Genomic DNA, 23,765 nt, shown 5'->3' with positions numbered 1-23,765 from the left:
TAAAACCACACATAAAACGCGCATAGACGTGCGTGGCAGCAACGCGGGCTGCGCGGGTCGCCTTTCAATCCTTGCTCAGGGCCGGAGCACGCTTTCCAGTGACTGCTCCACAAAATCCCCGTTTTGCTCTGTGATCTTGCTCTTGACCGGCAAATAGTCGAGCGATGGTGCGAACCAGACTTCCACCTTCTGGTCGAAATCGCCGCGCGGCTTGCGGGAAAGTTTGAGCGTCGGCATATTGCCGGCGGAAACGGTGAGGGTTTCTTCGGCTTCCACCAGGAAGGTCCAGGTATCGGCCTGGGTCGGCCCCACGGTGTACAGGGTAATGCTGTTGCCGGGCACGAATTCCGCCGGATTGCCCGCCAGCATGCCGGCCAGCTGCAGGAAAAAGCTCATGCGATCCTGGGCGCCGGCGATCCAGGGCGCGTCAGCCGTGTTGGCGCTGAAGGTCACCTTGCCCTTGTCGCGGTCGAAATGCGCCGCCCGTTCACTTCGTGATTTGTCGGAAAAGCGTTTGGGCGCCAGGCCGATCTCGGTGAGCTCGCCTTCGCTGGTCAGGATGCGCGGCTTGAGGAACAAGGACGCCGGAAACGATGCGCGCACCTCCAGGACCGCTGCATATTCGCTGCCCTTGTTCTGCCAGTTCAGCTCCGAGTTGCCGTAATAGTTTCGGCCGTCTTTTGCGCCTATGGCCTTGTATTCCAGGCGGACGGAGCCCGGCAGGCGGACCACGCCGATTTTGGTGGTTTCCGGTTGGGCCGTGGCCGCCGCCGGTGCCGGCGCCTCGGCGGGGCTGGCCGGCGGCGCCGCCTCGGGCGCGCTTGTGGCAGGGGCCTCGGCCCTGGCGGCCATTTCCGCCGCCTGCGCGAGCAGGTCGGCGGGAGACGGCGCATCGGGCACGTAGTCCGCCGGCCGCGGTTTGCGCGCCGGGACTGCCGCGGCCTCGCTGAGCTCTGGCGTGGGTTTTTTTCTGGCGGGCTTTGGCTCCGGCGCGGCCTCGGGCAGGGCGGCCGGCGCAGGTTCAGCCGGCCGCGGCGGCGGGATGCTGCGCGTCACGAAAGCTGCTGTGGCTTCTGAGGACGGCGGGCGCTCGGGGCCGAAGCGCACGGGCATGGAGGTGAGCAGCAGCGCGTGGACGATCAGCACCCCCACCGCCAGCAGGGCCAGCGCACGCCGGGACGGGGCGGCGTGGGAAGAAGGGGCGGCCAGGGTGCTCATGCCGCTTCGAACCCCAGGTCACGGGAAAGTTGCCGTGCCGCCGCCGCCAGGGGCCGGGCCACCGCGCCGTCCCAGGCGGCATCGAAGGTGGCCAGCGAGCCCAGCGCCACCATGCCCAGGGCCAGGTGGCCGTCGGCATCGAAGACCGGCGCACAAAAGCCGGCCACGCCGGGCAGCAGGGTGTTGACCGCGCGCGCCATGCCGCGCCGGCGCACTTCCTCCAGCACCTCGGCGACGCCGGCCATGGTCGTGGGCACATCCTGGCGCGCCAGTTTCTGGTTGCGCGCCAGTTCGTCCTTGACCAGCAAGGCGAGGCGGCCCTGCGGCTTGGCGCCGGTGGCGGCCAGGCGCGGCGACAAAAACGCGGTAAAGCACAGGCCGGTGGCCGAAGACAGCAAGGGCATCACGTCACCGAGGCGCAGGTTGACGGTCACGGCCCGCGGCGATTCTTCCCAGTGCACCAGGGTGGGCCCCTGGTTGCCCCAGACGGCCAGGGCCAGGGTCTGGCCGGTCTGCGCCATCAGCGGCTGCAGGCGTTGCCGGGCCAGCTTCACGCTGTCCAGCCTTGAGAGGGAAGCAAGCCCTAACTTGAGCGCCGCCGGGCCGAGGTCGTATAGCGTGGTGGACGGGTCCTGGACCACCAGGTCCAGCCGCTGGAAGCTCACGAGGTAACGGTGGGCCTTGGCCGCGCTCATGCCGGCGGCGGCGGCCAGGTCGCGCAGCATCAAGGGGCCGGGCGAGGTGGACAGCACCTCCAGCAGTGCAAAACCGACCTCCACCGACTGGATGCCCGCGCGCTGCGGCGCCGGGCTGCTGCGTGGGGAGGCGGTGGCGCCGGGGCTGGCTTTCATGGGGGTGACTAGAATTTCAGGTTTGCCGTGAGGCTGTGGATGCTTGGATCGTAACGTGGTGCAGGGAGCCGCCGCCGGCCACGGCACAATCAGGCCTTCGGCGAAAACCGACAGCCACCCACCAGGATATCGATGAAACTTGCCACCTACAAAGACTCTTCACGCGACGGCCAGCTCGTGGTGGTGTCGCGCGATCTCTCCACGGCGCATTATGCGACCGGCATTGCCGGCAAGCTGCAGCAGGTGCTGGACGACTGGAACTTCATGTCGCCGCAGTTGCAGGACCTGTATGAAACCCTGAACAACGGTAAGGCGCGCCACGCCTTTCCCTTCGAGCCTTCGCGCTGCATGGCGCCCTTGCCGCGCGCCTACCAGTGGGCCGACGGCTCGGCTTTCATCAACCATGTGGAGCTGGTGCGCAAGGCCCGCAACGCCGAGGTGCCCGAAAGCTTTTACACCGACCCGCTGATGTACCAGGGCGGCAGCGACGACTTCATAGGTGCCTGCGACGACGTGGTCGTGGCCAGCGAAGACTTCGGCATCGACTTTGAAGCCGAAGTCGCTGTGATCACGGGCGACGTGCGCATGGGGGCTACGCCGGCCCAGGCGCTGGAGGGCGTGCGCCTGCTGATGCTGGCCAACGACGTATCGCTGCGCAACCTGATTCCCGACGAACTGGCCAAGGGCTTTGGCTTCTTCCAGAGCAAGCCGGCCACGGCCTTCAGCCCGGTGGCGGTGACGCCCGACGAGGTGGGCGAGGCCTGGGACAAGGGCCGCCTGCACATGACGCTGCAAAGCACCTGGAACGGCCGCAAGGTCGGCATGTGCGAGGCCGGCCCCGAGATGACCTTCCATTTCGGCCAGCTGATCGCCCACATCTGCAAGACCCGCAACGTGCGCGCCGGCAGCATCGTCGGTTCGGGCACCGTGAGCAACAAGGACTGGAGCCACGGTTACAGCTGCATCGCCGAAAAACGCGCGATCGAAACCATCGAGGACGGCAAGCCCAAGACGCAGTTCATGAAATTCGGCGACACGATTCGCATCGAGGCCAAGGGCAAGGACGGTTTGTCGGTGTTTGGCGCGATTGACCAAAAAGTGGTTGCTGCAGCCTGAGCGCTTTGTTGACGGGGTTATCTTGAATAGGCTTTTCTTGAGCCGTCTTCAAAAACCGAGTCATCCCGCAACAGTTTTCCTTCGTCGTCCCAGCTTTTCTCACGCGTGATGCGGCCGCGCTCGTCGTAGCTTGATTCAGCCACCAGCTTGCCGGCCTCGTTGAAGCGCTGGTGTGTGCCCAGCGGCAGTTGCCGGTAGCGGTTGGAGGCGCTGAAGCGGCCGGTCGAGGCGGTTTTTCCGCTGTCGAAAAACTCGGTGGTCTGCAGCCAGGCCGCGTCGCCTTCGCCGCCGTATTCGGTCTTGCTGCGCGGCTGGCCGTTGAGGTAATAGCTCTGGTCGCTGACGGGTTTACCGGCCGACCAGCGCCTGTCGCGCGTCAACGCGCCGCTGTCGGCGAACTCCTGCTCGCGTTCCCTGAAGGAAGTCTTGCCGTCGAGCAGCCACTGGATTTCGCGCCGCTTGACGCCGGCGTTGTTGAAATGGCGTTCGGTGCGCGTACTGCCCGAAAGCTCCTCCTGGTAATCCGGCTTGCCGTCCTCGCCCAGCGTTTCATGGCGTACACGTTTGCCGGCCAGGTAGCTGCTGCGGCCTTTGAGCACGCCTTTGCCGCTGAACAGATCGAGTTGTGATGCGCCGCCCGAAAAACCGCACCAGCGGGCATCGTCGGCCGGCGGCGCCAGCAAGGGCTTGTCGCCGCAGCGCAGGGCCTGGAGCTGGCCGCTTTCGTTGAACTCGGCGTAGGCCTGCTCGACGCTACCGCCCTCGCGCGGCCCGTAAAACACGATGCGCTGCAGCTGCCCGTTGGCGTGGAAGCTGCGCGCCAGGCCCATCTGGCTGCCGTTGTCGTAGACGCTGTCGCGCAGCACCTGTCCGCCGGGCGCGAAGTCGCGCGAGCGGCCGTGCTGGTTGCCGCGCTCGTTCACGCTGTATTCGCGCTGGAGCTTGCCGTCCTTGAAATAGCGCACCAGGCCCATGAACTTGCCGCCCTGCAGTTCCTGCTCGCGCGTCGGCTGTCCGGAGTCGCGGTCCTTGCAGCGCATGAGACCGGTCTTGCCGGCGGTGGTGCCGCCGTGGTTGGGGTTGACGCTTTCGCCGTTGAGTTCGCAGTCTTGCACCGCATGCGCCCAGGCCGGCGCTAGGAGGCAGGCGCACAGCAGGGCGATGCGATGCGCGGCCCTCATGCGGCAGCCCCGGTCTGGGTGATGAAGAGACGTATGCCGCGCAGGAACATCTCGACCGAAATCGCCACAAGGATCAGGCCCATGAGCCGTTCAAAGGCCATCATGACGCGGTCGCCGGCCACGCGCTGGATGCGCTCGGACAGCACCAGCACCACGGCGCAGACGGCCATGGTGACGCAGAGCGCGGCGATCCACTCGAGCCGGCGCGCCGGCGCCTGCGACACCAGCAGCATCACGGTGGCCAGCGCCGAGGGGCCGGCCAGCGCGGGAATGGCCAGCGGCACGATCAGCGGCTCGCCCTGCAGGGGCGCGGCTTCGGGCTGGTCGGACGGGAAGATCATGCGCAGTGCGATCAAAAACATGACGACGGCGCCGGCGATCTGCAGCGACAGGTCGCTGAGGTTCATCAGGCGCAGAAAACCGTCGCCGACGAACATGAAGGCCAGCAGCAGCAAAAAGGCGATCAGCACCTCGCGCAGGATGACGAACATGCGCCGCTCGGGCGCCACGCCTTTGAGGGCATTGACAAAAATCGGGATGTTGCCGAAAGGGTCGGTGATCAGCAGCAGCAGCACCGTGGCGGAGGCAAAGGTATAGGCCATGCCTCGAGCTTATCAGGCCGTCGTTGCCGGCACCGGCCTTCGCCGCGTGGCGCGGCCGCACGGCTGAAACAAAAAGCGGTTGACGTCCCGGCCCAGCGTTGCACAATGAAGACGCGAGCCGGGCCGTCCAGCCGCCCCGCTTAGCCGCAATCACGCACAACATGCCAGGAGACATTCATGAGTGACGCAGACAATTCTTCTTTCCCCGGTTTCGGCAAGCTGGTGCCCGGCTTTGATTTCCTGCAGAACCTGGCCAAGCAGGCGGCCGGCAGCGCCACGCAGAGCATCCCGCAGCTGCCCAACCTCGGCAACTGGGTGGCGCCCACGCTCAATGTCGAGGAGCTCGACAAACGCATCGAGGAGCTCAAGGCCGTGCAGTTCTGGCTGGACCAGAACGCCACGGCGCTCAAGGCCACCATCCAGGCGCTGGAAGTGCAGAAGATGACGCTGGCCACGCTCAAGGGCATGAACTTCAACATGGGCGACGTGGCCAATGCCTTCAAGCTCAAGGTTGCCGACAGCGTGGCCGGCGGTGTGCAGCGCGTGGCCGACAAGGCCAGGACGTTTTCGGGACTGGAAGTGCCGCCCACGAGCTTTGGGACGGGCAAGCCCGCCGCCAAGTCCACGGCCAGTAAGGCCAAGACGCCCGCCGCCGCCCCGGCCGGCGTGGTCGACCCCATGCAGTGGTGGGGCGCGCTGACCCAGCAATTCCAGGCGATCGCCACCGACGCGATGAAGGATGCGGCCAAGAAGACCGCCATGGACACCACCAAGAGTCTGGCCACGGGCCTGGCCAAGGACGCTATGAAAACTGCGACCGGCATGGCGACGGGCATGGCTCGCAACATGGCCGAAACGGCGGGCAAGACCGTGGCGGGCGGCGCGCGCGCGGCCATGAACACGGCGCTGCGCAGCAGCCAGGGCTGGCCCACGCCGGCCGCCGGAAAAACCGCCGCCAAGCCCGCCGCCAAAACGAAACCCAAGGCCAAGGCGCCGGCGCGCAAGGCCGCGCGCAAAACCTCGCGCTGACGTTTCCCCACCTTCGATCAGGCTCCCATCGACTTTTTCACCGGAATCCCATGAAGCTTTTCCCCTACGGCCACGCCACCCATCCGCAATGGCAGATGGCGGCCGGCCTGGTGCTCGCGCAGCTGCGCGCCTACCTGGCGCTGCCCGGCTATGCCAAGTCGCCCACGCTGGCGCTGCTCTACATCACCGACCACTACGCGCCCCATGCGCAGGACATCCTCGACCACCTGAGCGCCGAGCTGCCCGACGTCACCGACTGGAGCGGCACGGTGGGTGTGGGCATCGCCTCCAACAACGTCGAGTATTTCGACGAACCGGCCCTCACGGTGATGCTCTGCGAATTGCCGCACGACCAGTACCGGGTGTTTTCCGGCGTCTCGCCGCTGCCGCCGGCCAGCAGCGGGCGCTTCAAGGCGCACACCGCGCTGGTGCATGCCGATGCCGGCACGACCGATGTCGCCGAGCTGATCGCCGAGATGGCCGAGCGCACCGACAGCGGTTATGTGTTCGGCGGCCTGGCTTCCAGCCGCTCCGGCACGCTGCAGTTCGCGCTCAGCGGGCACGGCAACGTCAAGGGACAGGGGGCTGCCGGCGGGGTGTTCAGCGGCGGCCTGAGCGGCGTGGCTTTCGGCCGGGGCGCGGCCCTGATGTCGCGTATCACCCAGGGCTGCCGGCCGGTGTCGGCGGACCATGAAATCACCGCCTGCGAGTCCAATGTGGTGACCGGGCTGGACGGCAAGCCGGCCCTGGATGTCATGCTGGCGGACCTCGATGTGTCGCTGGACCAGCCGCGCGAGGCCCTGGCCAAGGTGCGCACCACGCTGGTCGGCCTGAGCCGGCCTGCAGACATTCCCGATGACGCCGCAGTTCATGCCCCCAGCCGCCGTGCGGGCCAGTTCGGTGCCGAGGTACGGGTGCGCCACCTGATAGGGCTGGACCCGGCGCGCCGCGGCATCGCGATCGCCGAGGTGCCGGCCGTGGGCATGAAGCTGGCTTTCTGCGAACGCAATATGGAAGCCGCGCGCGCCGACCTGGTCCGCGTCTGCGCCGAAATCCGCGAAGAGCTGGAGCCGGAGGAAGTCACGCTGGAAGTCGCCAGCGCCTTGAGCGCATCGGAAGCCGAATCGGCCCCGCATGCCGCGCGCCGCATCGCCGGCGCGGTGTACGTAAGCTGCTCAGGCCGCGGCGGGCCGCACTTCGGCGCGCCCAGCGCCGAGATGCAGATCGTGCGGCGCGCGCTGGGCGATGTGCCCTTGGTGGGGTTTTTTGCCGGCGGCGAAATCGCGCGCCACCACCTTTATGGCTATACCGGCGTGTTGACGGTGTTTACTGCGCCGGCCTAGAGAACCTGCGCTTCCAGCAACTCGATCGGGTCACCGTAGCGGGCTGCCAGCGCCACCACCGACGGGTCGCGCAGCGCGCACAAAAAGCCGTCCTTGATCAGGATCTGTTCGCCGGCGGTGACCGTCGCGTCCAGCGTGATCAGGTCCATGTGCACCGGCGGCTCCTCCCAGTCGGGCATCACGCGGCGTATGTAGTCGCTGGGCTGGGCCAGGTCTATGCCGAAGTGCAGCGCGCCGGGCGCGTTGGAGCCGGCCGGGTAGACCGTGTGGCGTGGCGCCTTGGGGTTGAAGCCGCAGCCGCCGCCTTCAATCATGCGGCCGCCCACCAGCATCTCGCGCAGGATCTGGGCTTCTTCCGAGATGCCGTCGACCGAGGAAATCGTGTCGCCCTCAAAATGCACGGCGATTTTTTCCTCGAAGGGCTTTGCAAAACCGACCGCCCACTGCGGGTACAGCACGCCGGCCATGGGCACCACGGCCTTGAAGTCGTTCTTGACCGAGTTGTGGTCCCAGAGGTTGGGGCCGTGCGTCGGCAGGTAGTGCACATAACAGCCGTCTTCCTCGGCCGTCATCTGGCCGCGCCAGCGGTTGGTGGCCAGCTGGTTGGCGCGCATTTCCTGCGTGAAGCTGATGCGGAAGTCGCTGCCGCGCGGGTCGGTGAAGCGCAGGTCGAAGCCACCTTCGGTCGGGTAGCGGGCGGCCGTGCCGCGAATGATCTCGCCGATGAGGTCGACCGGGAAACGCGCCTGCGGCGTGTGCAGCAGATCAAGATTGCGGAAGTAGGTGATCTTGACCCAGCGCTGGCCGCCGCGGCGCAGGTTGATGCACAGCGGATCCAGGATGGAGCAGAACCAGGTCGAGACGACAAAAGTGGCCTTCTTCAGCATGGCATGCACTTCTTCGGGCACGGCCGTCACCTGCGTGCTGGGCTCCATATAGATACGCACCTCGGCGCCGCGCGACTTGGCGATGCCGATCACCGCGTCGATCACTCGCGGGTCAAGCAAGGGGTCCGCCAGCATCAGCACCCGGTCCCCCGGGCGTATCGCCATCACGCGCGAGAAGTTGTCCAGCGCCTGGAAAAAGTACTTGGTGTCGGTCAGGTTGGCAGCCACGGGGACGGGCAGGCCGACATAGGTGGGGGTATGTGTCATCGCAGGTCCGAGGTAAATTGCATGCACGGAAGCCTTGTTTCAGACTTTGCATCGCCGAATATTAGCAGTAAACACGATATTTGCTTAGCTAGCTAATGTAATTGCATGCAATTGTCCCGCGCACGAAGATGCAAGTGGGGGCCGCGGGACTGGCTTTGCCAGACCGCAGGCGCCCGCCCCCTTGAGGGGGGAACAGGCTACACGCAGTGAGCCTGGACGGGGGTGCTATCGACGGAGCGCGGCAAAAGCCTCAAATTCCCAGCTGCGCATGGCCAGCAACAGGGTGAAGCCCTCCCGGTCCTTGTCGCCCAGCTTCTGGTCGGTCTGGTGTTGTTGCGCGAAGTCCTGAGCCACGCGCTGCATGCGTTCCAGGAAAGAGGGCGCCAGGCCGCGGCTGATGGCGCCATGCACCAGCAGCATGCCTTCGCCGGCGCCATCGAAGCCACCGGCGAAATAGTCGAGCAAGGCGTTTTCGCGGAAGTAATCCATCACCGCGCCGTGCGGGCGCCAGCGGAAGGTCTTGGCCAACTTGAGCCGGTAGCGGTTCAGGGGCTTGAGTTCGATGATGCCGATGCGGTCCAGTTGCGCCAGGTACTTGATGCACTCGACCTCGGTCAACCGGTAGGTGCTGGTGATCTGCTCCAGCGTCCATTGCGAGAGCACGCAGATGGCGGTCAGCAGCAGCTTTTTGTCGGCCACCACGGCTTTTTCCTGCGCCTCGCCCAGCTCGGCCAGCAGCGGCTGCGTGTCGGCAATGCGCCTGGCGAGGTCGGCAAAGTCCAGCTTGAGGGCGCGGCAGATCGCGTCGATGCGCGACAGCGGCATGTCCCCCTTGGCCAGCATGCGCTTGACGCTGGACTCGGCCATGCCCAGCTTGGCGGCCAGGTCGGCATAGGTCATGCGCGCGGCCTTGAGTTCTTTTTTGAGGACGGTGACGAGGTCGGCGGTGGTGCTCATGGGTATCGATTATGGGTACTTCCAGTCCAGATTGGGGCCACCGCATTGAATTTTGATGCCTTTGGACCTTTCCCGCCCGCACAGTGCGCTCACCCATATAGATAGACAAGGAGCTTCAGCATGCAGACCACCCCCTCCACGTTTCACCGCCGGGTTGAGCCGCTTCCCTGGCACGCGCGGCCGGCCGCCTTAGTCTGGCGCCGCGAATGCGCGCTCACCGGCGTCTTCTTTCTGCTGCTGGCCGCTGCGCTGCTGGGGCCTGCGGTGGCGCAATCCGCGCATTACCACGCCTTTGCCGACCAGCGCAGCTGGGGCTGGCTGCCGCACGCGATGGACGTCCTCAGCAACCTGCCCTTCGCGCTGTGGGGCATGGCCGGCGTTTGGGTGCTGTTGCGGGCTGTGCGTGAAGGGGCCGTCAGCGCCGCGGCTGCGGCCATGGCCGGCATATTTTTTGGCGGCCTGTGGGTGACGGCGGCGGTGTCCGCGGCCTACCACCTGCAGCCCGGCGACGCCGGCCTGGCCTGGGACCGCGGCGGCATGGTGCTGGCGTTTGCCGGTGTGCTGGGCCTGGCGGCTATACGGGCCGTCAGCACACGCGCCGGCATGGCGCTGGCCAGCGCCGTGCTGGTACTGGGACCGCTCTCGGTGTATGCCTGGTCGCTGACCGGCAATATGCTGCCCTGGGCCGTGTTGCAGGGCGGCGGCATGCTGCTCATCGTGGGTTTTGCCTGCCTGCGGCCTGCCCAGGCAGGGGAGCTGCCCGTCCGCTGGGCGCTGCTGATCGCGATCTATACGCTGGCCAAGCTGCTGGAACTGGGCGATCACGCGGTCTATGAATGGACGGGCCAGCTGGTGTCGGGCCACAGCCTCAAACACATGGTGGCCGCCTTCGCCGCCTGGCCTGTGGTCACGGCTCTGCTGGCCGCGCGCGAAAGCAAGGCAGAATCCAGTGCACCGTCCAGAAACAGAGCGGGTCCGTCGCTTAGGCGCGCAGCCCGCCGCACAACCACCGAAACGAGGAGTCAAGCATGAGTGTTGATAGGGCCATACCGGTGTCGCCACCGCCTGTGCAGGGGCACCCGAACCAGTTCGCGCTGCTCAAGCAGCGCCGCTTCGCGCCTTTTTTCTGGACGCAGTTCTCCGGCGCGGCCAACGACAACCTCTTCAAGTTTGCCTTCACCGTGATGGTGACCTACCAGCTCAGCGTGAGCTGGCTGCCGCCCGCGCTGGCCGGGCTGGCCATAGGCGCGCTGTTCATCCTGCCGTTTCTGCTGTTCTCGGCCACCAGCGGCCAGCTCACCGACAAGTTTGAAAAAACGCGCGTGATCCGTTTCGTCAAAAACCTCGAAGTGGTGATCATGCTGATCGCGGCCGTCGGCTTCATGAGCGACAACGCCAACGTCCAGGTGCCGGTGCTGCTGGGCTGCACCTTCCTGATGGGGCTGCACTCCACCATCTTCGGCCCGGTCAAGTTCGCCTACCTGCCGCAGGCGCTCAACGAGCGTGAGCTGACGGGCGGCAACGGCATGGTCGAGATGGGCACTTTTGTGGCCATCCTGCTGGGCCAGGTCGTGGGCGGGCTGATGGTGGCCGTGCCCCAGGTCGGGCCCGACTATGTGGCGATTGCCTGCGTGGCTTTAGCGCTGGTCGGCCGGCTGGTCTCGCAGTTCATCCCGCTCACGCCGGCGACCGACCCCGGCCTCAAGATCAACTGGAACCCGGTGACGGAAACCTGGCGCAACCTCAGGCTCGCCAGCGACAACGTGGTGGTGTTCCGCTCCATGCTGGGCATCAGCTGGATGTGGTTTTTCGGCGCCGTGTTCCTGAGCCAGTTCCCGAGCTTCGCCAAGGAAGTGCTGCACGGCAACGAACAGGTCGCGTCCCTGCTGCTGGTGGTGTTCTCCATCGGCATCGCCACCGGATCGCTGCTCTGCGAGGTGCTCAGCAAGCGCCACGTGGAGATCGGCCTGGTGCCGGTGGGTGCCATCGGCATGAGCGTGTTCGCGGTGGACCTGTATTTCGCTTCGCGCGGCCTGCCCGCCGTGGCCATCATGAGCATTGGCGAATTCATGTCGCAGCATGCGCACTGGCGCGTGATGATAGACCTCGCGCTGCTGAGCCTGTTCGCGGGCCTGTACAGCGTGCCCATGTATGCCTTGATCCAGCTGCGCAGCCAGCCCACGCACCGGGCCCGCATCATCGCGGCCAATAACATTCTCAACGCGCTGTTCATGATCGTCAGCGCCATCCTGGCCGGCGGCTTGCTCAAGGCCGGCTTCAGCATCCCGCAGATTTTCCTGTTTGTGGGCCTGGCCAACGCCGTGGTGGCCTTCTACATCTTCATGCTGGTGCCCGAGTACCTGCTGCGCTTCATCGCGCTGATCGCCTCGCGCCTGGTCTACCGCTTCAAGATCACCGGTGACGACAACATCCCGGCGCAGGGCGCTGCCGTGCTGACCTGCAACCACGTGAGTTTTGTCGACCCGGTGCTGCTGATGGCCGCCAGCCCGCGCCCCATCTACTTCGTGATGGACCACCGCATCTTCAAGATGCCGGTGCTGGGTTGGCTGTTTCGCCTGGCCAAGGCCATTCCGATCGCACCGCGCACCGAAGACCCGGCGCTGTACGAAGCGGCTTTCGAGGCGGCCGCCAAGGTGCTGCGCGACGGCGACCTGCTGGCCATCTTCCCGGAAGGCGGCATCACCAAAAACGGTGAACTCCAGGCCTTCAAGGGCGGCATCATGAAGATCCTCGAAAACGCCGAACGCGACGGGCTGCAGGTACCGGTCGTGCCCATGGCGCTGACCAATCTCTGGGGTTCCTTCTTCAGCCGCGTTGAAAAAGGCACGGCCATGGCCAAGCCCTTCCGGCGCGGGATCTTCAACCGCGTGGGCTTGAATGCCGGCACCGCCCTCGCGCCGGCCGAGGTGCAACCCGACGCCCTGCGCGCGCGCGTCGCCGCCCTGATGGAGGCCTGAAGTGCTAAAAAGTATCGAATTTCGATGCTTGATGGCCATTTGAAGGGAACTGTATCGCTATCTGTATAGGTTCGGGTTGGGGCGGCCGCACATTAGGGCCTCCTCAACAACCGCAAGGTTTTCTATGCAGACGCTGATACACCGTGACTCCAAACCCTGGCAATTGCAGGTCTGGATTTCTTTCCTGATCGCCGTTTTCCTCTGCGCCGTGGGCCTGTCGTGGCTGCCCGGCAAGGACCTGGACCGCGCCTTCATGGTCATGGGGTATTTCTTCTGCCTGTCAGCGGCCTTTGTGCTGGCCAAGTATGTGCGCGACCAGGAGCAAAGCAAGGCTGAAGGCAAGCTGGCCGACACGCCCATGTTCAAGTTGGTGGTATGGGGCGGCTTCTTCCTGGCCATGTCGCTGACGGGCTGGGGCCTGTGGCGCATGGAGATCAACGAAACCTACAAGGCTTTCCTGGGCGTGAGCTGGCTTTACCTGATCACCTGCAGCTTCACGCTGGCCAAGACCCTGCGCGACCGCCATGAGGCCGACCTCAGCGAAGCCCGCCTGGGCCGCGCCGCCCGCAGCCATGCGGCCAATGAATAAACACAGCGCCCCCCAACAAGGAGTCATCATGAAAAACCGATTTGCCGCATATGTGATCGCCGCCAGCCTCACCCTGGCGGGAGCCGCTGCTTCGTTCAACGCACAGGCCCAGTCCGAAGCCTCGGCCCTGAGTGCCGTCTCGGCCTTGCCGGTGGCCTCCGTCGTGGTCGGTGCCAGCGCCGCCGCGGGCGCCGTAGTGGCCATTCCGGTCGTGCTGTCCACGGCGGGCACGGTGCTGGTGGTCAAGGCCGTGGAAAGCACGGCCCGCGGAACCCTGTATGTGCTGGAGCGCGCTTCCGATGGTGCCCGCGCCAGCATCGAGGTGGTAGGCAGGGGTGTGGCCGGTGTGTCCATGATCGCCGGGACGGTGGTGGTGGTCAGCGTGGTGGGCGCGGGTGTGGTGCTGTCGGCGGCCGGGGAGGCGATTGCCTTTATTCCCAACGCCTTGGGCCGCGCCTTGTTGCACAACGAACGCCTGACGCAATAAGCCGGAGCCATCCCATGAAAATCTTTTTACCCTTGCTGCTGGCGGCAGCCGTTCTGGGCGCGGCGCCGGCCGCCCATGCCGGCCGTTCCTGCGAAGTGCGCAAGACCACGCCGCAGACCGTCGAACGCGCCATGGTGCTGGCCGAAAAGACGCTGGCCTCGCTGAACGCCAGCGGCGAGAAAGTCGTGCTGCTGGCACGGGCTGGGCAAGACCTCAGCAAATACGGCCTGCGCTATTCGCACCTGGGGCTGGCCTACCAGTTGCCCGACGGGCAGGGCGGCATGACCTGGCGCGTGGTGCACAAGCTCAACAGCTGCGGCACCAGCGAATCGGCGATCTACCGCCAAGGGCTGGGCGAGTTCTTTCTTGACGACCTGTGGCGCTTCGAGGCGGCCTGGGTCGCGCCCTCGCCGCAAGCCCAGACCCAGCTGCTGGCGCTGTTGCAGGACCCGGCCCGGCTCACGGCCATGCACCACAAGCCCTACAGCATCGTGAGTTATGCCTGGGGCCGCAAATACCAGCAGTCCAACCAGTGGGCCATTGAAACCCTGGCCGCCGCCGCGGAGCCCGGCGTGACGACACGCGAAAAAGCCCAGGCCTGGCTGCAGTTCAAGGGCTACGAGCCCACGGCGCTCAAGCTCGGCCCCTTGACCCGGCTGGGCGGCCGCATGACGGCCGCGAACGTTGCCTTTGACGACCACCCCGACAGCAAGCGCTTTTCCGACCGCATCGAAACCGTCACGGTGGACTCGGTGTTTGACTGGCTGCAGCGTGCCCGCATGACGGACGGCAAGCCCGTGACGGTCGTCAAGCTGTGATCCACTCGCTCGCCACTCTCACCAAACGGAGATAAGCATGGCCAATACCTTGCGATTGACGGAAAAATGGATGCACCGCGGCCTCTGGCTGGTGGCCTTTGTGTTCGCCGGTTTCCTGATAGGGCTGGGCGGCACCGTGGTGGGCGACCTGCCCAAGGTCGAGAAGCAGCTTTCGCTCGACGACTACATGGATGCGAATGCCAGCACTGCGCTGCGCAATACCATCAAGGCTGCCGATCGCGCCGGGCAGGATGCCCAGACGGCGCTCGAGCAGGCCCAGCTCAAGCGCCGGGTGGCGCAGGCCGACTCGGCCGCGGCACGCGAAACCTTTAACAACTGGCTGTCGACACGGCAGGCCACGCAGCTGGCCGACCAGAACCCGGAACTGCTGTCGCGCACGCGGGCACTGGATGCGCTCAAAGACCGTGAACGCGCGGCCGGCGTCGCCGTCGAGGCCCAGCAGCAGGCCGCGCTCGATGCGCGCCAGGGCGCGGCGCGCGAGCGCCGCAAGCTCAGGGAGATGGAGGAGGCCGCGCAAGTGCTGCTCAACGCCGAATACCGGCGCGTGGAACTGCGCGTCTTTTTGTACCGCCTGGCCTTGACGCTTCCGTTGCTGGTCGCGGCCGGCCGGTTGTTCGCGAAAAAACGCAAAAGCACCTATTGGCCATTTGTCTGGGGCTTTATCTTCTTCGCCTTGTTCGCCTTCTTTGTAGAACTGGTGCCCTACCTGCCCAGCTATGGCGGCTATGTGCGTTACATCGTCGGCATCGTCATCACCGCGCTGGTGGGCCGGCAGGCCATCATCGCGCTGAATCGCTACCTGGCAAAACAGAAACTCGCCGAGCAACTGCCCGACGCGCAGCGCCGAGAGGAACTGAGCTACGACACGGCCCTCACGCGCCTCTCAAAAAGCGTGTGTCCGGGTTGCGAGCGGGCGGTGGACCTCAAGAACACCGGGATCGATTTCTGCCCGCACTGCGGTATAGGCCTGTTTGACCACTGCTTCAAGTGCACGACGCGCAAGAGCGCCTTTGCCAAGTTCTGCCATGCCTGCGGCACCATTGCCGATAAAAAACTCAGGCTGCCGCAGACCAGCGCCGACGACGCGCCGACGCTCTGATCGCCGACTAAAGTGGGCGGCCGAAGAAGGGGTAGCCCGGGTCGTTGTAGCCGTGGCTGGATGCGTGGCCGGGCACCACCAGCTCGTTGACAAAGGCCTCGTCTTCCTTGTCCAGCACCAGGTCCACCGCGCCGTAGACGTCTTCCAGATGCGGCAGTGTGCGCGGCCCGACGATGACTGAGCTGACCAGCGGGTTGGCCAGCACCCACGCGGCGGCGAACTGGCCGGGGACCTGGCCTTTGGCTTCGCAGCGTGCCTTGATTTTTTGCGCGATCACCAGGGACTCTTCGCGGAACTCGGTCTCCAGGATGCGCTTGTCGCCGCTGCCGGCGCGCGTGCCTTCGGCCGGCGGCTGGCCGGGCGGGTATTTGCCGGTGAGTACGCCGCGCGCCAGCGGGCTGTAGGGCACGACGCCAAGGCCGTAGTGGCCGCAGGCCGGCAGGATCTCGACTTCCGGCCCACGGTTCAGCAGGTTGTAATAAGGCTGGCACACGGCGGGTTGCGGCACGCCCAGTTCCTTGCACAAGCGCACCACCTCGGCAATGCGCCAGCCGCGGAAGTTGGACAGCCCAAAGCTGCGCAGCTTGCCCGCGCGTATCAAATCACCGAGCGCGCACACCGCTTCCTCGAGGTTTTCCTCGTGGTAGTCGCGGTGCAGGTAGAGGATGTCCAGGTAGTCGGTCTGCAGGCGTGCCAGGATGGCGTCGGTCTGCTGGATCAGCCAGCGGCGCGAGTAATGGCTCTCGTTGACGTTCTCGCTGACCGCGTTGCCCAGCTTGCTGGCCAGCACCCAGTGCTGCCGCTGGCCGGCCAGCAGCTTGCCCACGTCTTTCTCGGACTGCCCCTGGTTGTAGACGTCGGCGGTGTCGATGAAGTTGAGCCCGTGCTCACGGGCCGAAGCCACGATGCGCGCCGCGTCCTCAAATGGCGTCTGCTTGCCGAACATCATGGTGCCCAGGCACAGGACGGAGACTTTGAGGTTGCTGTTTCCGAGGCGGCGGTATTGCATGGTGATCTTTGCGCGGAGGGAAGGAAGTTCTGATGGTGCCTGAGCCTGGATTTTTACGCTGTGCCTCGGCTATTCGCCGGCGGCCAGCCTCGGAAAATTTCGATGAAGTATCTTAATTTGATGCTTTTTGTATCTGTAATTTGATCTTGTGTCTTTTAATGCAACCTTTTGGGTCCATCGCCACACACTGCCGCCACAAGCATGTGCTTGGGCCTTCGGGTTATCTATGAAGATCAATTCTTCCCTGTTCCTTTTGTCACGCTTCACGCGCCGCACGGCTCTGGCCGCCGCGGTGCTGGGCGCCACGGCCTTGACGGGCTGCTACGTCGTGCCGGTCCAGCCCGGCCATCCGCCGGTCTCCTCCACGGTCTACGTCACGCCGGCCATGCCGGCCAGCACGACTTTTGCGGCGCGGCTGTACCCGGCCAACGACCTGGCCCGAAGCTACGGCATGGTGGGCGCGGTGGTGACCAACGACATGAACGGGCGCGGCACCTTCAGCACCAACATCAATGGCGAGAGCTTTACCGGGGAGGCTACGCGCATCGCGGGTTCACCCGTACGCGAAGGCGTCGCCAACGGAACCGGCAACCGCGGCAACTACATCAGCTGCCGCTACCAGATGAATTCGTCCACCCTGGGCACCGGGCAGTGCAAGCTGTCCAACGGCGCGCAGTTCACCATGCACGTGGGCGGTTAACGCTCCAGCTGCTCCGAGGCCACCACCTGCGGAGCGGCCTTGAGGTGGCCCACATACCGTAGCGGCTTGTGAATCATGATGGAGGGCACGTCGCCCTCCCGCATGTGCAGCAGGTCGCCGGGATTGATCAGGCGCGGGTCGGCGTCGGTGAGCGGCAGGCCCGCGCTGCGGTAGGCTTCCAGGATGAACTGGGAGCAGAAGAACTGGTCGTTGCGCCCCAGGCCCAGCTGCACGGCCGCGATGCCGCGTATGCAGAAGTCCCGCACCATGGACGGCACCAGCGGCAACTCGCACAGGCGCCGCTCCAGCGCGAACGGGGCCTGCAGCATCACACCGACGTAGTTGTATTTCTTGCCTTCGTGGCTGGCCACAAAGGTGTTGATCTTGACGGCCTGCCCGGCCGTGAGGTCGGGGTGGCGAAAGGCCACCACCGTCGCCTCGTCTTCCAGCAGGGCATTCACGCTGCGAATGCGTATGCCCGATCCTACGGCTTCGGCGATCTGCCGGTTGCCCATGTAGACCGCTGCATGGCTCACGGGTGAGAGGGTGATCAGGCGGATACCGACGGAATTCAGGCCGTTTTCGGCCGTGAGGATAATGTCGCCCGGCAGCAGCGCGTCGGCGGCGACCAGTTCCCCGCCATTGCCGGGATTGAGCGCCATGTTCTGGAAACCCAGCGTGGGTGCGCCGCTGGTTTCATGCGGCTTGATGGCCGTGGCGCAGCCGCCCAGCGCCAGCATGGCCACCAGGGCCAATGCCCCTGCAAGTCTCTGGAGTCGGGGCATGGGTGTTTCCTCAGTGAAGTTGCAGGGGTGAGATCAGGAATGGATTACGGCGCGGCCCGCTCAACCAGGTACTCTTTGGCGTACCAGAAGGTCTCGGGCGATTTGAACGCGCCGAGCGTACCTTCTTTTTCGTCCTGGCGCGAGCGCAGGTCCCAGCGCTCGTCGATGACACGGCATTGCTCGCAGGGCTTTTGCCCGGCGCGGCGCTGCACCAGAGCGTAGCGCGTGTTCTTGAAGAGCGCGTCCACGTCCTGGTAGTCCACCGGCTGTGCGGCGAAGTAGGGAACAATTTTGGCGCCGGGGATGATGAACTCGTAGCGCTCGAAATGCCCGTTGAAATTGCTGGGCACCGAGACGGCCTGGCCTTTGAGCAGTGCGCCGGTTTCCGCACGGAAGCGGCCCATGTCGCCGTTGAACGGTGCGGTGACCCAGGCCAGCGCGAACAGCACCGCAAAACTGCTGAGCGCGGCGACGGGACGCGTCCAGCCGGGCTTGGCCATGCCCGCGACGCAGGCGGCAGCCAGCACGCCCAGGAAAATCCAGTACAGCGGCGAGAACAGCCAGGCATCCTGCGTGGCGCGCACGCCGCCGTAGCCGATCAGGCCCATGGCCAGCGCACCTATGAGGCAGATCGCCAGGGTCAGGCTGAACCAGATGCGCGCGATGCGCTCCCAATACAGCGCGATCAGCACGGCCAGCGCCGGCATGGCGGGAATCAGGTAGCGCGTGGAACGCTGCGTGGGCACCATGAACACCAACGCGAAGGCCAGCAGCCAGATCCACAGGGCTTTTTCGGTATCACTGATGGACTGGCCTGTGCCTTTGCGCTGGCGCCAGGCTTTCCATGCCGCCCAGGTGCAGCCGACCGCGACGGGCAGCAGAAACAGCGCGTTGGAGTAGTAGCCCGTGAGAATGGTCAGGATGCCGCTGCTGCCGCTGAAGGCGATGGCGAAGTAACCTTTTGATGAATTCATCTTGCCGGCGTTCTCGCCGACGACGAATTCGCGCCAGACCTCACCCGGCTGAGGGTCTATGGCAAACCACAGGCCGAAAATCGCCAAGGCCAGCAAGCAGATGGCGACCACCTTCACCCCGTCGATTACGACGCCGCGCCGGAAAACCTCCCACGGCGCCTTGCGCGCGCCCAGCACCTGGTAACACAGCGCCAGCGCAAAGCCGACCGGCACCACCATGACGAAGGACTTGTAAAGGCAGCCTATGCCGATGGCAATGCCCGCCAGCAGCGGAAACGCCCAGCGCGAGGCCAGCAGCTTTGCCGGCGACCAGGCAATCGCGAACAACACACCGAACAGCCAGAAAGTTTCGGGGGCGCTGGTCAGGTAGGGCCGGCCGTAGCGGTAGGTGCTGAAGAAGGACAGGTAGACGATGGCCGCGATGGCGCCCATGGCCAGCGCGTGGCGGCGGCGGTCGGCCGGTGCGGTTTCGCCCTGGACGGTCTTCCAGGCCAGCAGCGCCGTCATCAGGGCGATGCCCCAGGTGTAGGCAATGCTGGGCAGGCGCAGATTGAGCAGCGTCCAGTGCTCGCCCCAGCCGCCGGCCACCATGGCCTGCCAGAACAGCACGGGCGGCTTGGTGTTGCGCATGAAGTCGTAGGAACTGACCAGCGGCAGCCATTTACCGGTTTCTGCGGTCAGCCGCGCAATGTGGGCGTAGACCAGCTCGTCGCCGTTGCGCGGGATGTGGTCGCCGCCCAGGCCGAACAGGTAGCCCAGGGCGACCAGGATGGCCAACCCTATCCAGATGCGGTGGGCGGGAAGGCGTGTTTTCAGGGGCTCAGGGCTTGTCATGGACGTCGTTGGGCGGTGGGTGCGCGGCGGCATCGGCCTCGATTTTGGCGCGGCGGCGGCGGAAAGTCATGCGGTCGTTGGCCACAAAATTGCAGACGCTGGACAGCACGATGGCCAGCACGTTGGCCAGCAGGTAGTGCATGTGCAGGGCCAGCCACTTGGTCAGAAGCGACTGCAGCACGATGGCCAGGCCGGCGGCCATCACGTACTTGGAAAACAGGAACAGCGCCGAATGGTGGACTTCGTGCTTGCGGTCGCGCCAGGTCAGGCGCCGGTTCCAGTAGAAGTTGCTGATGGTGGCGACGGTGATCGCCAAGGCGATGGAGTAGTTGAGCCGGTCATGGAAATCCGCGATCCAGTTGAACAAAAACTCCTGCGCGAGATACAGCACCGCGACGTTGACCACCGTGCCGCTGGCGCCCACCGCGCCGAACTTGATGAAGCGCCAGCGCACCATGGGCTGAAGGCGTTCGGGCAGGCGCCGGATCACGGCCTCGGCAAAGGATCGGAGTGTGGGCATCAGGGGGTGTGGGTCAGGGGGCTGCCAGGCACTCGCGCGCCTTGGCCAAAACGGTGTCCGGTGCGATCACTTTGAGGCACTGGTTGTCGCCGTCGCAGTAGGACGAGCGGTGGTTGTAGGCGGTCAGGCAGGGCGAGCAGGGCCACTGGCTATAGAAGGAGTGGCACTGCGGCGTGAGCGGCGCGTACAGGCCCGGGGTTTCGGGGCCGAACAGCATCAGCGTCCAGATCGGCGTGAGCGCCGCGAACTGGCCCGGCCCGCCGTCGTTGGTGACCAGCAGGCGCGCCACATGGAACAGCGCCAGCAGCTCGGAAATCGAGCGCGTGTAGCCCGTCAGGTCTATGACGGGGCCGGCCGGGAAAGCCGCCTGCACATTGGCCACCAGCTGCCGCGCCAGCGCCTGGTCGTCCTTGAGGCCGATCACGGCCACGGCGCAGCCGTCGGCCACCAGGCCCTGGCACAGCGCGGTATAGGAATCCAGAGGCCAGGCGCGTATCGGCAAAATGCCGCCGCCCGGGTAGACCAGCACCAAGGGCTTGCCGGCAATCGCGGGGAAGTCCTGGGAGAGGCGGGCCTCAATGCCGGGCACCAGCGACGGGTCCAGCCGCACGTGCGGCGGTGGCTTGGCGGTAGCGGCCGTAAGGTTGGCCGGCAGTTTGGACTTGGGCACGGCGGTCGAATCAATCGCGCGCGCCAGCGTCAGGAACTGCGCGCTGATATGGTGATAGGGGTTGTAGGGCACGGGCCGGTTGATGTGCGAGCCGCGGTACAGGCCTTCCTGCGTGTGGCGGTGGAAACCCACGCGGATGCGCGCGCCGCTGGCGTAAGACAGCAGGCTGCTGATGCGCGAGAACAGCTCGCAGTCGATGGCCACGTCGACGTGCGCGCGGCGCAGCTCGCCGATCGCCTTCCACAGGCTGGAGAGCAGGCCGCCCAGCGATTTGTCGTCCACCGTGTGCACATTGGCCGGGTCCACCACCTGCATGAGGTCAAGGATTTCGCGGTTCTTGCCGAACAGCAGGGCATGCAGCGGCGCATCGGGGTAGCGCTGCTTGAGCCGTGCGAACATCTCGTGGGCCAGCACCAGGCTGCCCATCTCCGACAGCAAAATCACCACGATGGCGCGCGGCGCGGCGTCGGAATTCTTGCGAAAGCGCCGCGCCACGGCGTCCACGGCCGAGACCGCCGCGCACAGCGGAATGCCGGCCCAGCGGTCTATCCAGCGTTGCAGGTTGATGTTCATCAGACGCCCCGTTGCCGGTCGGCGCGGAACTGCGCCGTGAACTCGCCGAAGCGGCCGGCATCCAGCGCGTCACGCACTTCCTGCATCAGGTTCAGGTAGTAGTGCAGGTTGTGGATGCTGGACAGCATGGGGCCCAGCATTTCGCCGCAGCGGTCCAGGTGGTGCATATAGGCGCGCGAGAAGTTTTTGCAGGTGTAGCAGCCGCAGGTCGCGTCCACCGGCTGGTCTTCGGTCTTGTAGCGCGCGTTGCGGATCTTCAGGTCGCCGAAGCGCGTGAACATGTGGCCGTTGCGCGCATTGCGGGTCGGCATCACGCAGTCGAACATGTCGACGCCGGCGGCCACGCCCTCGACCAGGTCTTCGGGCGTGCCCACGCCCATCAGGTAGCGCGGCTTGTGCGCCGGCAGGCGGTGCGGCGTGTGCGCCATGATGCGCTGCATCTCTTCCTTGGGCTCGCCCACGCTGACGCCGCCTATGGCGTAGCCCGGCAGGTCGAGTTCGACCAGGGCCTCCAGCGATTCCTGGCGCAGGTTTTCAAACATGCCGCCCTGCACGATGCCGAACAGCGCGTTGGGGTTCTCCAGCGTGTTGAACTCGGCGATGCAGCGGCTGGCCCAGCGCAGGCTCAGCTCCATGGAGCTGCGCGCTTCGCCTTCGGTGGTGATGTGGCCCTTGGTGTCGTAAGGCGTGCATTCGTCGAACTGCATCACGATGTCGCTGTTGAGCACGGTCTGGATCTGCATGGAGATCTCGGGCGTCAGGAACAGCTTGTCGCCGTTGACGGGCGAGGCGAACTTCACGCCTTCCTCGGAAATCTTGCGCATCTCGCCGAGCGACCAGACCTGAAAGCCGCCGCTGTCGGTCAGGATGGGCTTGTTCCAGCTTTCAAACTTGTGCAGGCCGCCGAACTGCTGCATCACATCCAGGCCGGGCCGCATCCACAGGTGAAAGGTATTGCCCAGGATGATTTGCGCGCCCATGTCGTGCAGCGACTGCGGCATCACGCCCTTGACCGTGCCATAGGTGCCCACGGGCATGAAGATGGGGGTTTGCACCACGCCGTGATTCAGCGTCAGCTTGCCGCGGCGGGCGTAGGAACCGAGGTAGGCGCCGGCCTTGTCGTCCGGGCTGGTGTCGGTCTTCAGAACTTCAAATTCGAGCATCGTGCGATTGTCGCAGGTGTAATTAACGGGACATTAGAGGGGTTTTCGCACCAGCAGCATGGCGTCGCCATAGCTGAAAAAGCGGTAGCGCTGGGCGATTGCATGCCGGTACAGCGCCATGATGTGCTCGTAGCCCGAAAACGCGCTGACCAGCATCATCAAGGTGCTTTTGGGCAGGTGGAAGTTGGTCAGCAGCAGGTCGACCACGGCGAACTCAAAGCCCGGCGTGATGAAGATGTTGGTGTCATTGCACGCGGGGCCGAATTTGGCCTGTGACTCCAGCGCGCGGACCGTGGTCGTGCCCACGGCCACCACGCGGCCGCCGCGCGCCTTGCAGGCGGCGATGGCCTCTCGCGTCGCCGGGGGCACTTCAAAGCGCTCAAAGTGCATGGTGTGGTCGGCGATGTTCTCGGCCTTGACGGGCTGGAAGGTGCCCGCGCCCACGTGCAGGGTCACGCTGGCGCGCTGGACGCCGCGCGCCTCCAGCCCGGCCAGCACGGCCTCGTCAAAATGCAGCGCGGCCGTGGGCGCCGCCACGGCGCCGGGGTTTTTGGCGAACACGGTCTGGTAGCGCTGCTCGTCGTCGGCGGAATCCGTATGGGTGATGTAGGGCGGCAGCGGCACGTGGCCGTGCTGCGCCATCAGGGCATAAGGATCGCTGCTCAGGCGAAAGCGGTACAGCGGGCCGTGTTCCTCGGGCCAGCGGCCCAGCAAGGTGGCGGTAAAGCCGCCTTCCATCTGCAGCACCGCGCCCGGCAGGGGCTTTTTGCTGACCTTCATGTGGGCGGCGACTTCATGGCCTTGGTCCGCATGCGGGGACAGCACCCGCTCTATCAGCAGCTCCAGCTTGCCGCCGCTGGCTTTCTGGCCGAAGAGGCGGGCCTTGACGACCTTGGTGTCATTGAAGACCAGCAGGTCGCCGGGCAGCAGCAGGCCGGGCAGTTCGGTGAAACGCCGGTCCACCGGCGGGCTTTCGCGGCCGTCAAGCAGCCGCGAGGCGCTGCGCTGGGCGGCGGGGTGTTGGGCTATGAGTTCTTCGGGCAGCGTGAAATCAAAATCGCTGAGGCTGAAATGGGTCTTCTTCATGAAGGCAC

General features: G+C 65.5%; 23 protein-coding genes. 10 read left to right on the top strand and 13 right to left on the bottom strand.

Annotated features, from left to right (window positions below):
• Positions 1 to 75 precede the first annotated feature (75 nt).
• Positions 76 to 1,218: a DUF3108 domain-containing protein gene (locus tag ACSQ27_RS18630; protein WP_436156973.1), complete on the bottom strand. Its 1,143-nt coding sequence runs from the start codon at positions 1,216 to 1,218 to the stop codon at positions 76 to 78.
• Positions 1,215 to 2,069 carry an IclR family transcriptional regulator gene (locus ACSQ27_RS18625; RefSeq protein ID WP_436156972.1) on the bottom strand — a complete coding sequence of 285 codons (855 nt, stop codon included), beginning with the start codon at positions 2,067 to 2,069 and terminating at the stop codon, positions 1,215 to 1,217. Before ACSQ27_RS18625 ends, ACSQ27_RS18630 begins: the two co-directional genes overlap by 4 nt.
• Positions 2,070 to 2,201: 132 nt before the next feature.
• On the opposite strand from ACSQ27_RS18625, the gene ACSQ27_RS18620 reads away from it, so the two are divergent.
• Positions 2,202 to 3,185, top strand: coding sequence for a fumarylacetoacetate hydrolase family protein (locus tag ACSQ27_RS18620; protein WP_436156971.1), 984 nt, complete (start codon positions 2,202 to 2,204; stop codon positions 3,183 to 3,185).
• Positions 3,186 to 3,202: 17 nt separating this feature from the next.
• On the opposite strand, the gene ACSQ27_RS18615 is transcribed toward ACSQ27_RS18620, so the two are convergent.
• Positions 3,203 to 4,366: a toxin-antitoxin system YwqK family antitoxin gene (locus ACSQ27_RS18615; protein WP_436156970.1), complete on the bottom strand. Its 1,164-nt coding sequence runs from the start codon at positions 4,364 to 4,366 to the stop codon at positions 3,203 to 3,205.
• On the bottom strand, positions 4,363 to 4,968 hold the full coding sequence (locus ACSQ27_RS18610) for a MarC family protein (protein ID WP_436156969.1): 606 nt from the start codon (positions 4,966 to 4,968) through the stop codon (positions 4,363 to 4,365). The genes ACSQ27_RS18615 and ACSQ27_RS18610 overlap by 4 nt, the downstream gene beginning before the upstream one ends.
• Positions 4,969 to 5,145: 177 nt before the next feature.
• Here ACSQ27_RS18610 and ACSQ27_RS18605 point away from each other — a divergent pair, with 177 nt between their 5' ends.
• Both ACSQ27_RS18605 and ACSQ27_RS18600 read left to right on the top strand, forming a co-directional pair.
• Positions 5,146 to 5,997 (top strand): PhaM family polyhydroxyalkanoate granule multifunctional regulatory protein, encoded by an 852-nt coding sequence (locus ACSQ27_RS18605; protein ID WP_436156968.1) that lies wholly within the window; start codon positions 5,146 to 5,148, stop codon positions 5,995 to 5,997.
• Between the two features lie 50 nt (positions 5,998 to 6,047).
• Positions 6,048 to 7,340: an FIST signal transduction protein gene (locus tag ACSQ27_RS18600; protein WP_436156967.1), complete on the top strand. Its 1,293-nt coding sequence runs from the start codon at positions 6,048 to 6,050 to the stop codon at positions 7,338 to 7,340.
• On the opposite strand, the gene ACSQ27_RS18595 is transcribed toward ACSQ27_RS18600, so the two are convergent.
• Positions 7,337 to 8,494 (bottom strand): hypothetical protein, encoded by a 1,158-nt coding sequence (locus tag ACSQ27_RS18595; RefSeq protein WP_436156966.1) that lies wholly within the window; start codon positions 8,492 to 8,494, stop codon positions 7,337 to 7,339. The two genes, ACSQ27_RS18600 and ACSQ27_RS18595, sit on opposite strands and share 4 nt — an antisense overlap.
• Before the next feature lie 225 nt (positions 8,495 to 8,719).
• Positions 8,720 to 9,451: a helix-turn-helix domain-containing protein gene (locus ACSQ27_RS18590; RefSeq protein ID WP_436156965.1), complete on the bottom strand. Its 732-nt coding sequence runs from the start codon at positions 9,449 to 9,451 to the stop codon at positions 8,720 to 8,722.
• Positions 9,452 to 9,571: 120 nt separating this feature from the next.
• Between ACSQ27_RS18590 and ACSQ27_RS18585 the strand changes: the two genes are divergently transcribed.
• The 6 genes from ACSQ27_RS18585 to ACSQ27_RS18560 all read left to right on the top strand — a co-directional run bounded on the left by ACSQ27_RS18585 (position 9,572) and on the right by ACSQ27_RS18560 (position 15,443).
• Positions 9,572 to 10,483 (top strand): hypothetical protein, encoded by a 912-nt coding sequence (locus ACSQ27_RS18585; RefSeq protein WP_436156964.1) that lies wholly within the window; start codon positions 9,572 to 9,574, stop codon positions 10,481 to 10,483.
• Entirely contained in the window at positions 10,480 to 12,429 is a 1,950-nt protein-coding gene (locus ACSQ27_RS18580; RefSeq protein WP_436156963.1) for an MFS transporter, read from the top strand. Before ACSQ27_RS18585 ends, ACSQ27_RS18580 begins: the two co-directional genes overlap by 4 nt.
• Positions 12,430 to 12,553: 124 nt before the next feature.
• On the top strand, positions 12,554 to 13,018 hold the full coding sequence (locus ACSQ27_RS18575; protein WP_436156962.1) for a YiaA/YiaB family inner membrane protein: 465 nt from the start codon (positions 12,554 to 12,556) through the stop codon (positions 13,016 to 13,018).
• A gap of 28 nt (positions 13,019 to 13,046) precedes the next feature.
• Positions 13,047 to 13,505, top strand: a complete 459-nt coding sequence (locus ACSQ27_RS18570) for a hypothetical protein (protein ID WP_436156961.1) — start codon at positions 13,047 to 13,049, stop codon at positions 13,503 to 13,505.
• 14 nt (positions 13,506 to 13,519) lie between these two features.
• Positions 13,520 to 14,323 carry a DUF2145 domain-containing protein gene (locus ACSQ27_RS18565; RefSeq protein WP_436156960.1) on the top strand — a complete coding sequence of 268 codons (804 nt, stop codon included), beginning with the start codon at positions 13,520 to 13,522 and terminating at the stop codon, positions 14,321 to 14,323.
• Positions 14,324 to 14,360: 37 nt separating this feature from the next.
• A complete protein-coding gene (locus tag ACSQ27_RS18560; protein ID WP_436156959.1) occupies positions 14,361 to 15,443 on the top strand; it encodes a serine endopeptidase in 1,083 nt (360 codons plus the stop codon).
• Positions 15,444 to 15,450: 7 nt separating this feature from the next.
• Here the strand turns inward: ACSQ27_RS18560 and ACSQ27_RS18555 are convergent, their stop codons facing one another.
• Complete coding sequence (locus ACSQ27_RS18555) at positions 15,451 to 16,452, bottom strand: aldo/keto reductase (RefSeq protein ID WP_436156958.1); 1,002 nt, start codon at positions 16,450 to 16,452, stop codon at positions 15,451 to 15,453.
• A 226-nt stretch (positions 16,453 to 16,678) separates the two neighbouring features.
• Between ACSQ27_RS18555 and ACSQ27_RS18550 the strand changes: the two genes are divergently transcribed.
• A complete protein-coding gene (locus ACSQ27_RS18550) occupies positions 16,679 to 17,152 on the top strand; it encodes a hypothetical protein (protein WP_436156957.1) in 474 nt (157 codons plus the stop codon).
• Here ACSQ27_RS18550 and ACSQ27_RS18545 read toward each other — a convergent pair.
• From ACSQ27_RS18545 to queA, 6 genes are read right to left on the bottom strand one after another with little or no spacing between them, the layout of a single operon-like run.
• Positions 17,149 to 17,937, bottom strand: coding sequence for a distant relative of cell wall-associated hydrolase (locus ACSQ27_RS18545; RefSeq protein ID WP_436156956.1), 789 nt, complete (start codon positions 17,935 to 17,937; stop codon positions 17,149 to 17,151). The two genes, ACSQ27_RS18550 and ACSQ27_RS18545, sit on opposite strands and share 4 nt — an antisense overlap.
• Positions 17,938 to 17,981: 44 nt before the next feature.
• A complete protein-coding gene (locus ACSQ27_RS18540) occupies positions 17,982 to 19,745 on the bottom strand; it encodes an ArnT family glycosyltransferase (protein WP_436156955.1) in 1,764 nt (587 codons plus the stop codon).
• Entirely contained in the window at positions 19,732 to 20,265 is a 534-nt protein-coding gene (locus ACSQ27_RS18535; RefSeq protein ID WP_436156954.1) for a GtrA family protein, read from the bottom strand. The genes ACSQ27_RS18540 and ACSQ27_RS18535 overlap by 14 nt, the downstream gene beginning before the upstream one ends.
• Before the next feature lie 13 nt (positions 20,266 to 20,278).
• Positions 20,279 to 21,508, bottom strand: a complete 1,230-nt coding sequence (locus tag ACSQ27_RS18530) for a glycosyltransferase family 9 protein (protein ID WP_436156953.1) — start codon at positions 21,506 to 21,508, stop codon at positions 20,279 to 20,281.
• Entirely contained in the window at positions 21,508 to 22,671 is a 1,164-nt protein-coding gene (tgt, locus tag ACSQ27_RS18525; RefSeq protein ID WP_436156952.1) for a tRNA guanosine(34) transglycosylase Tgt, read from the bottom strand. Before tgt ends, ACSQ27_RS18530 begins: the two co-directional genes overlap by 1 nt.
• 33 nt (positions 22,672 to 22,704) lie before the next feature.
• The gene (queA, locus tag ACSQ27_RS18520) at positions 22,705 to 23,757 is read right to left on the bottom strand and encodes a tRNA preQ1(34) S-adenosylmethionine ribosyltransferase-isomerase QueA (protein ID WP_436156951.1); all 1,053 of its coding nucleotides are present in this window, start codon (positions 23,755 to 23,757) and stop codon (positions 22,705 to 22,707) included.
• Between the last annotated feature and the right edge of the window lie 8 nt (positions 23,758 to 23,765).

It is taken from the genome of Polaromonas sp. LjRoot131 (assembly GCF_964252805.1).
In the GTDB taxonomy this organism is placed as follows: domain Bacteria; phylum Pseudomonadota; class Gammaproteobacteria; order Burkholderiales; family Burkholderiaceae_C; genus Polaromonas.
This window is presented reverse-complemented; position numbering and strand designations above follow the sequence as displayed.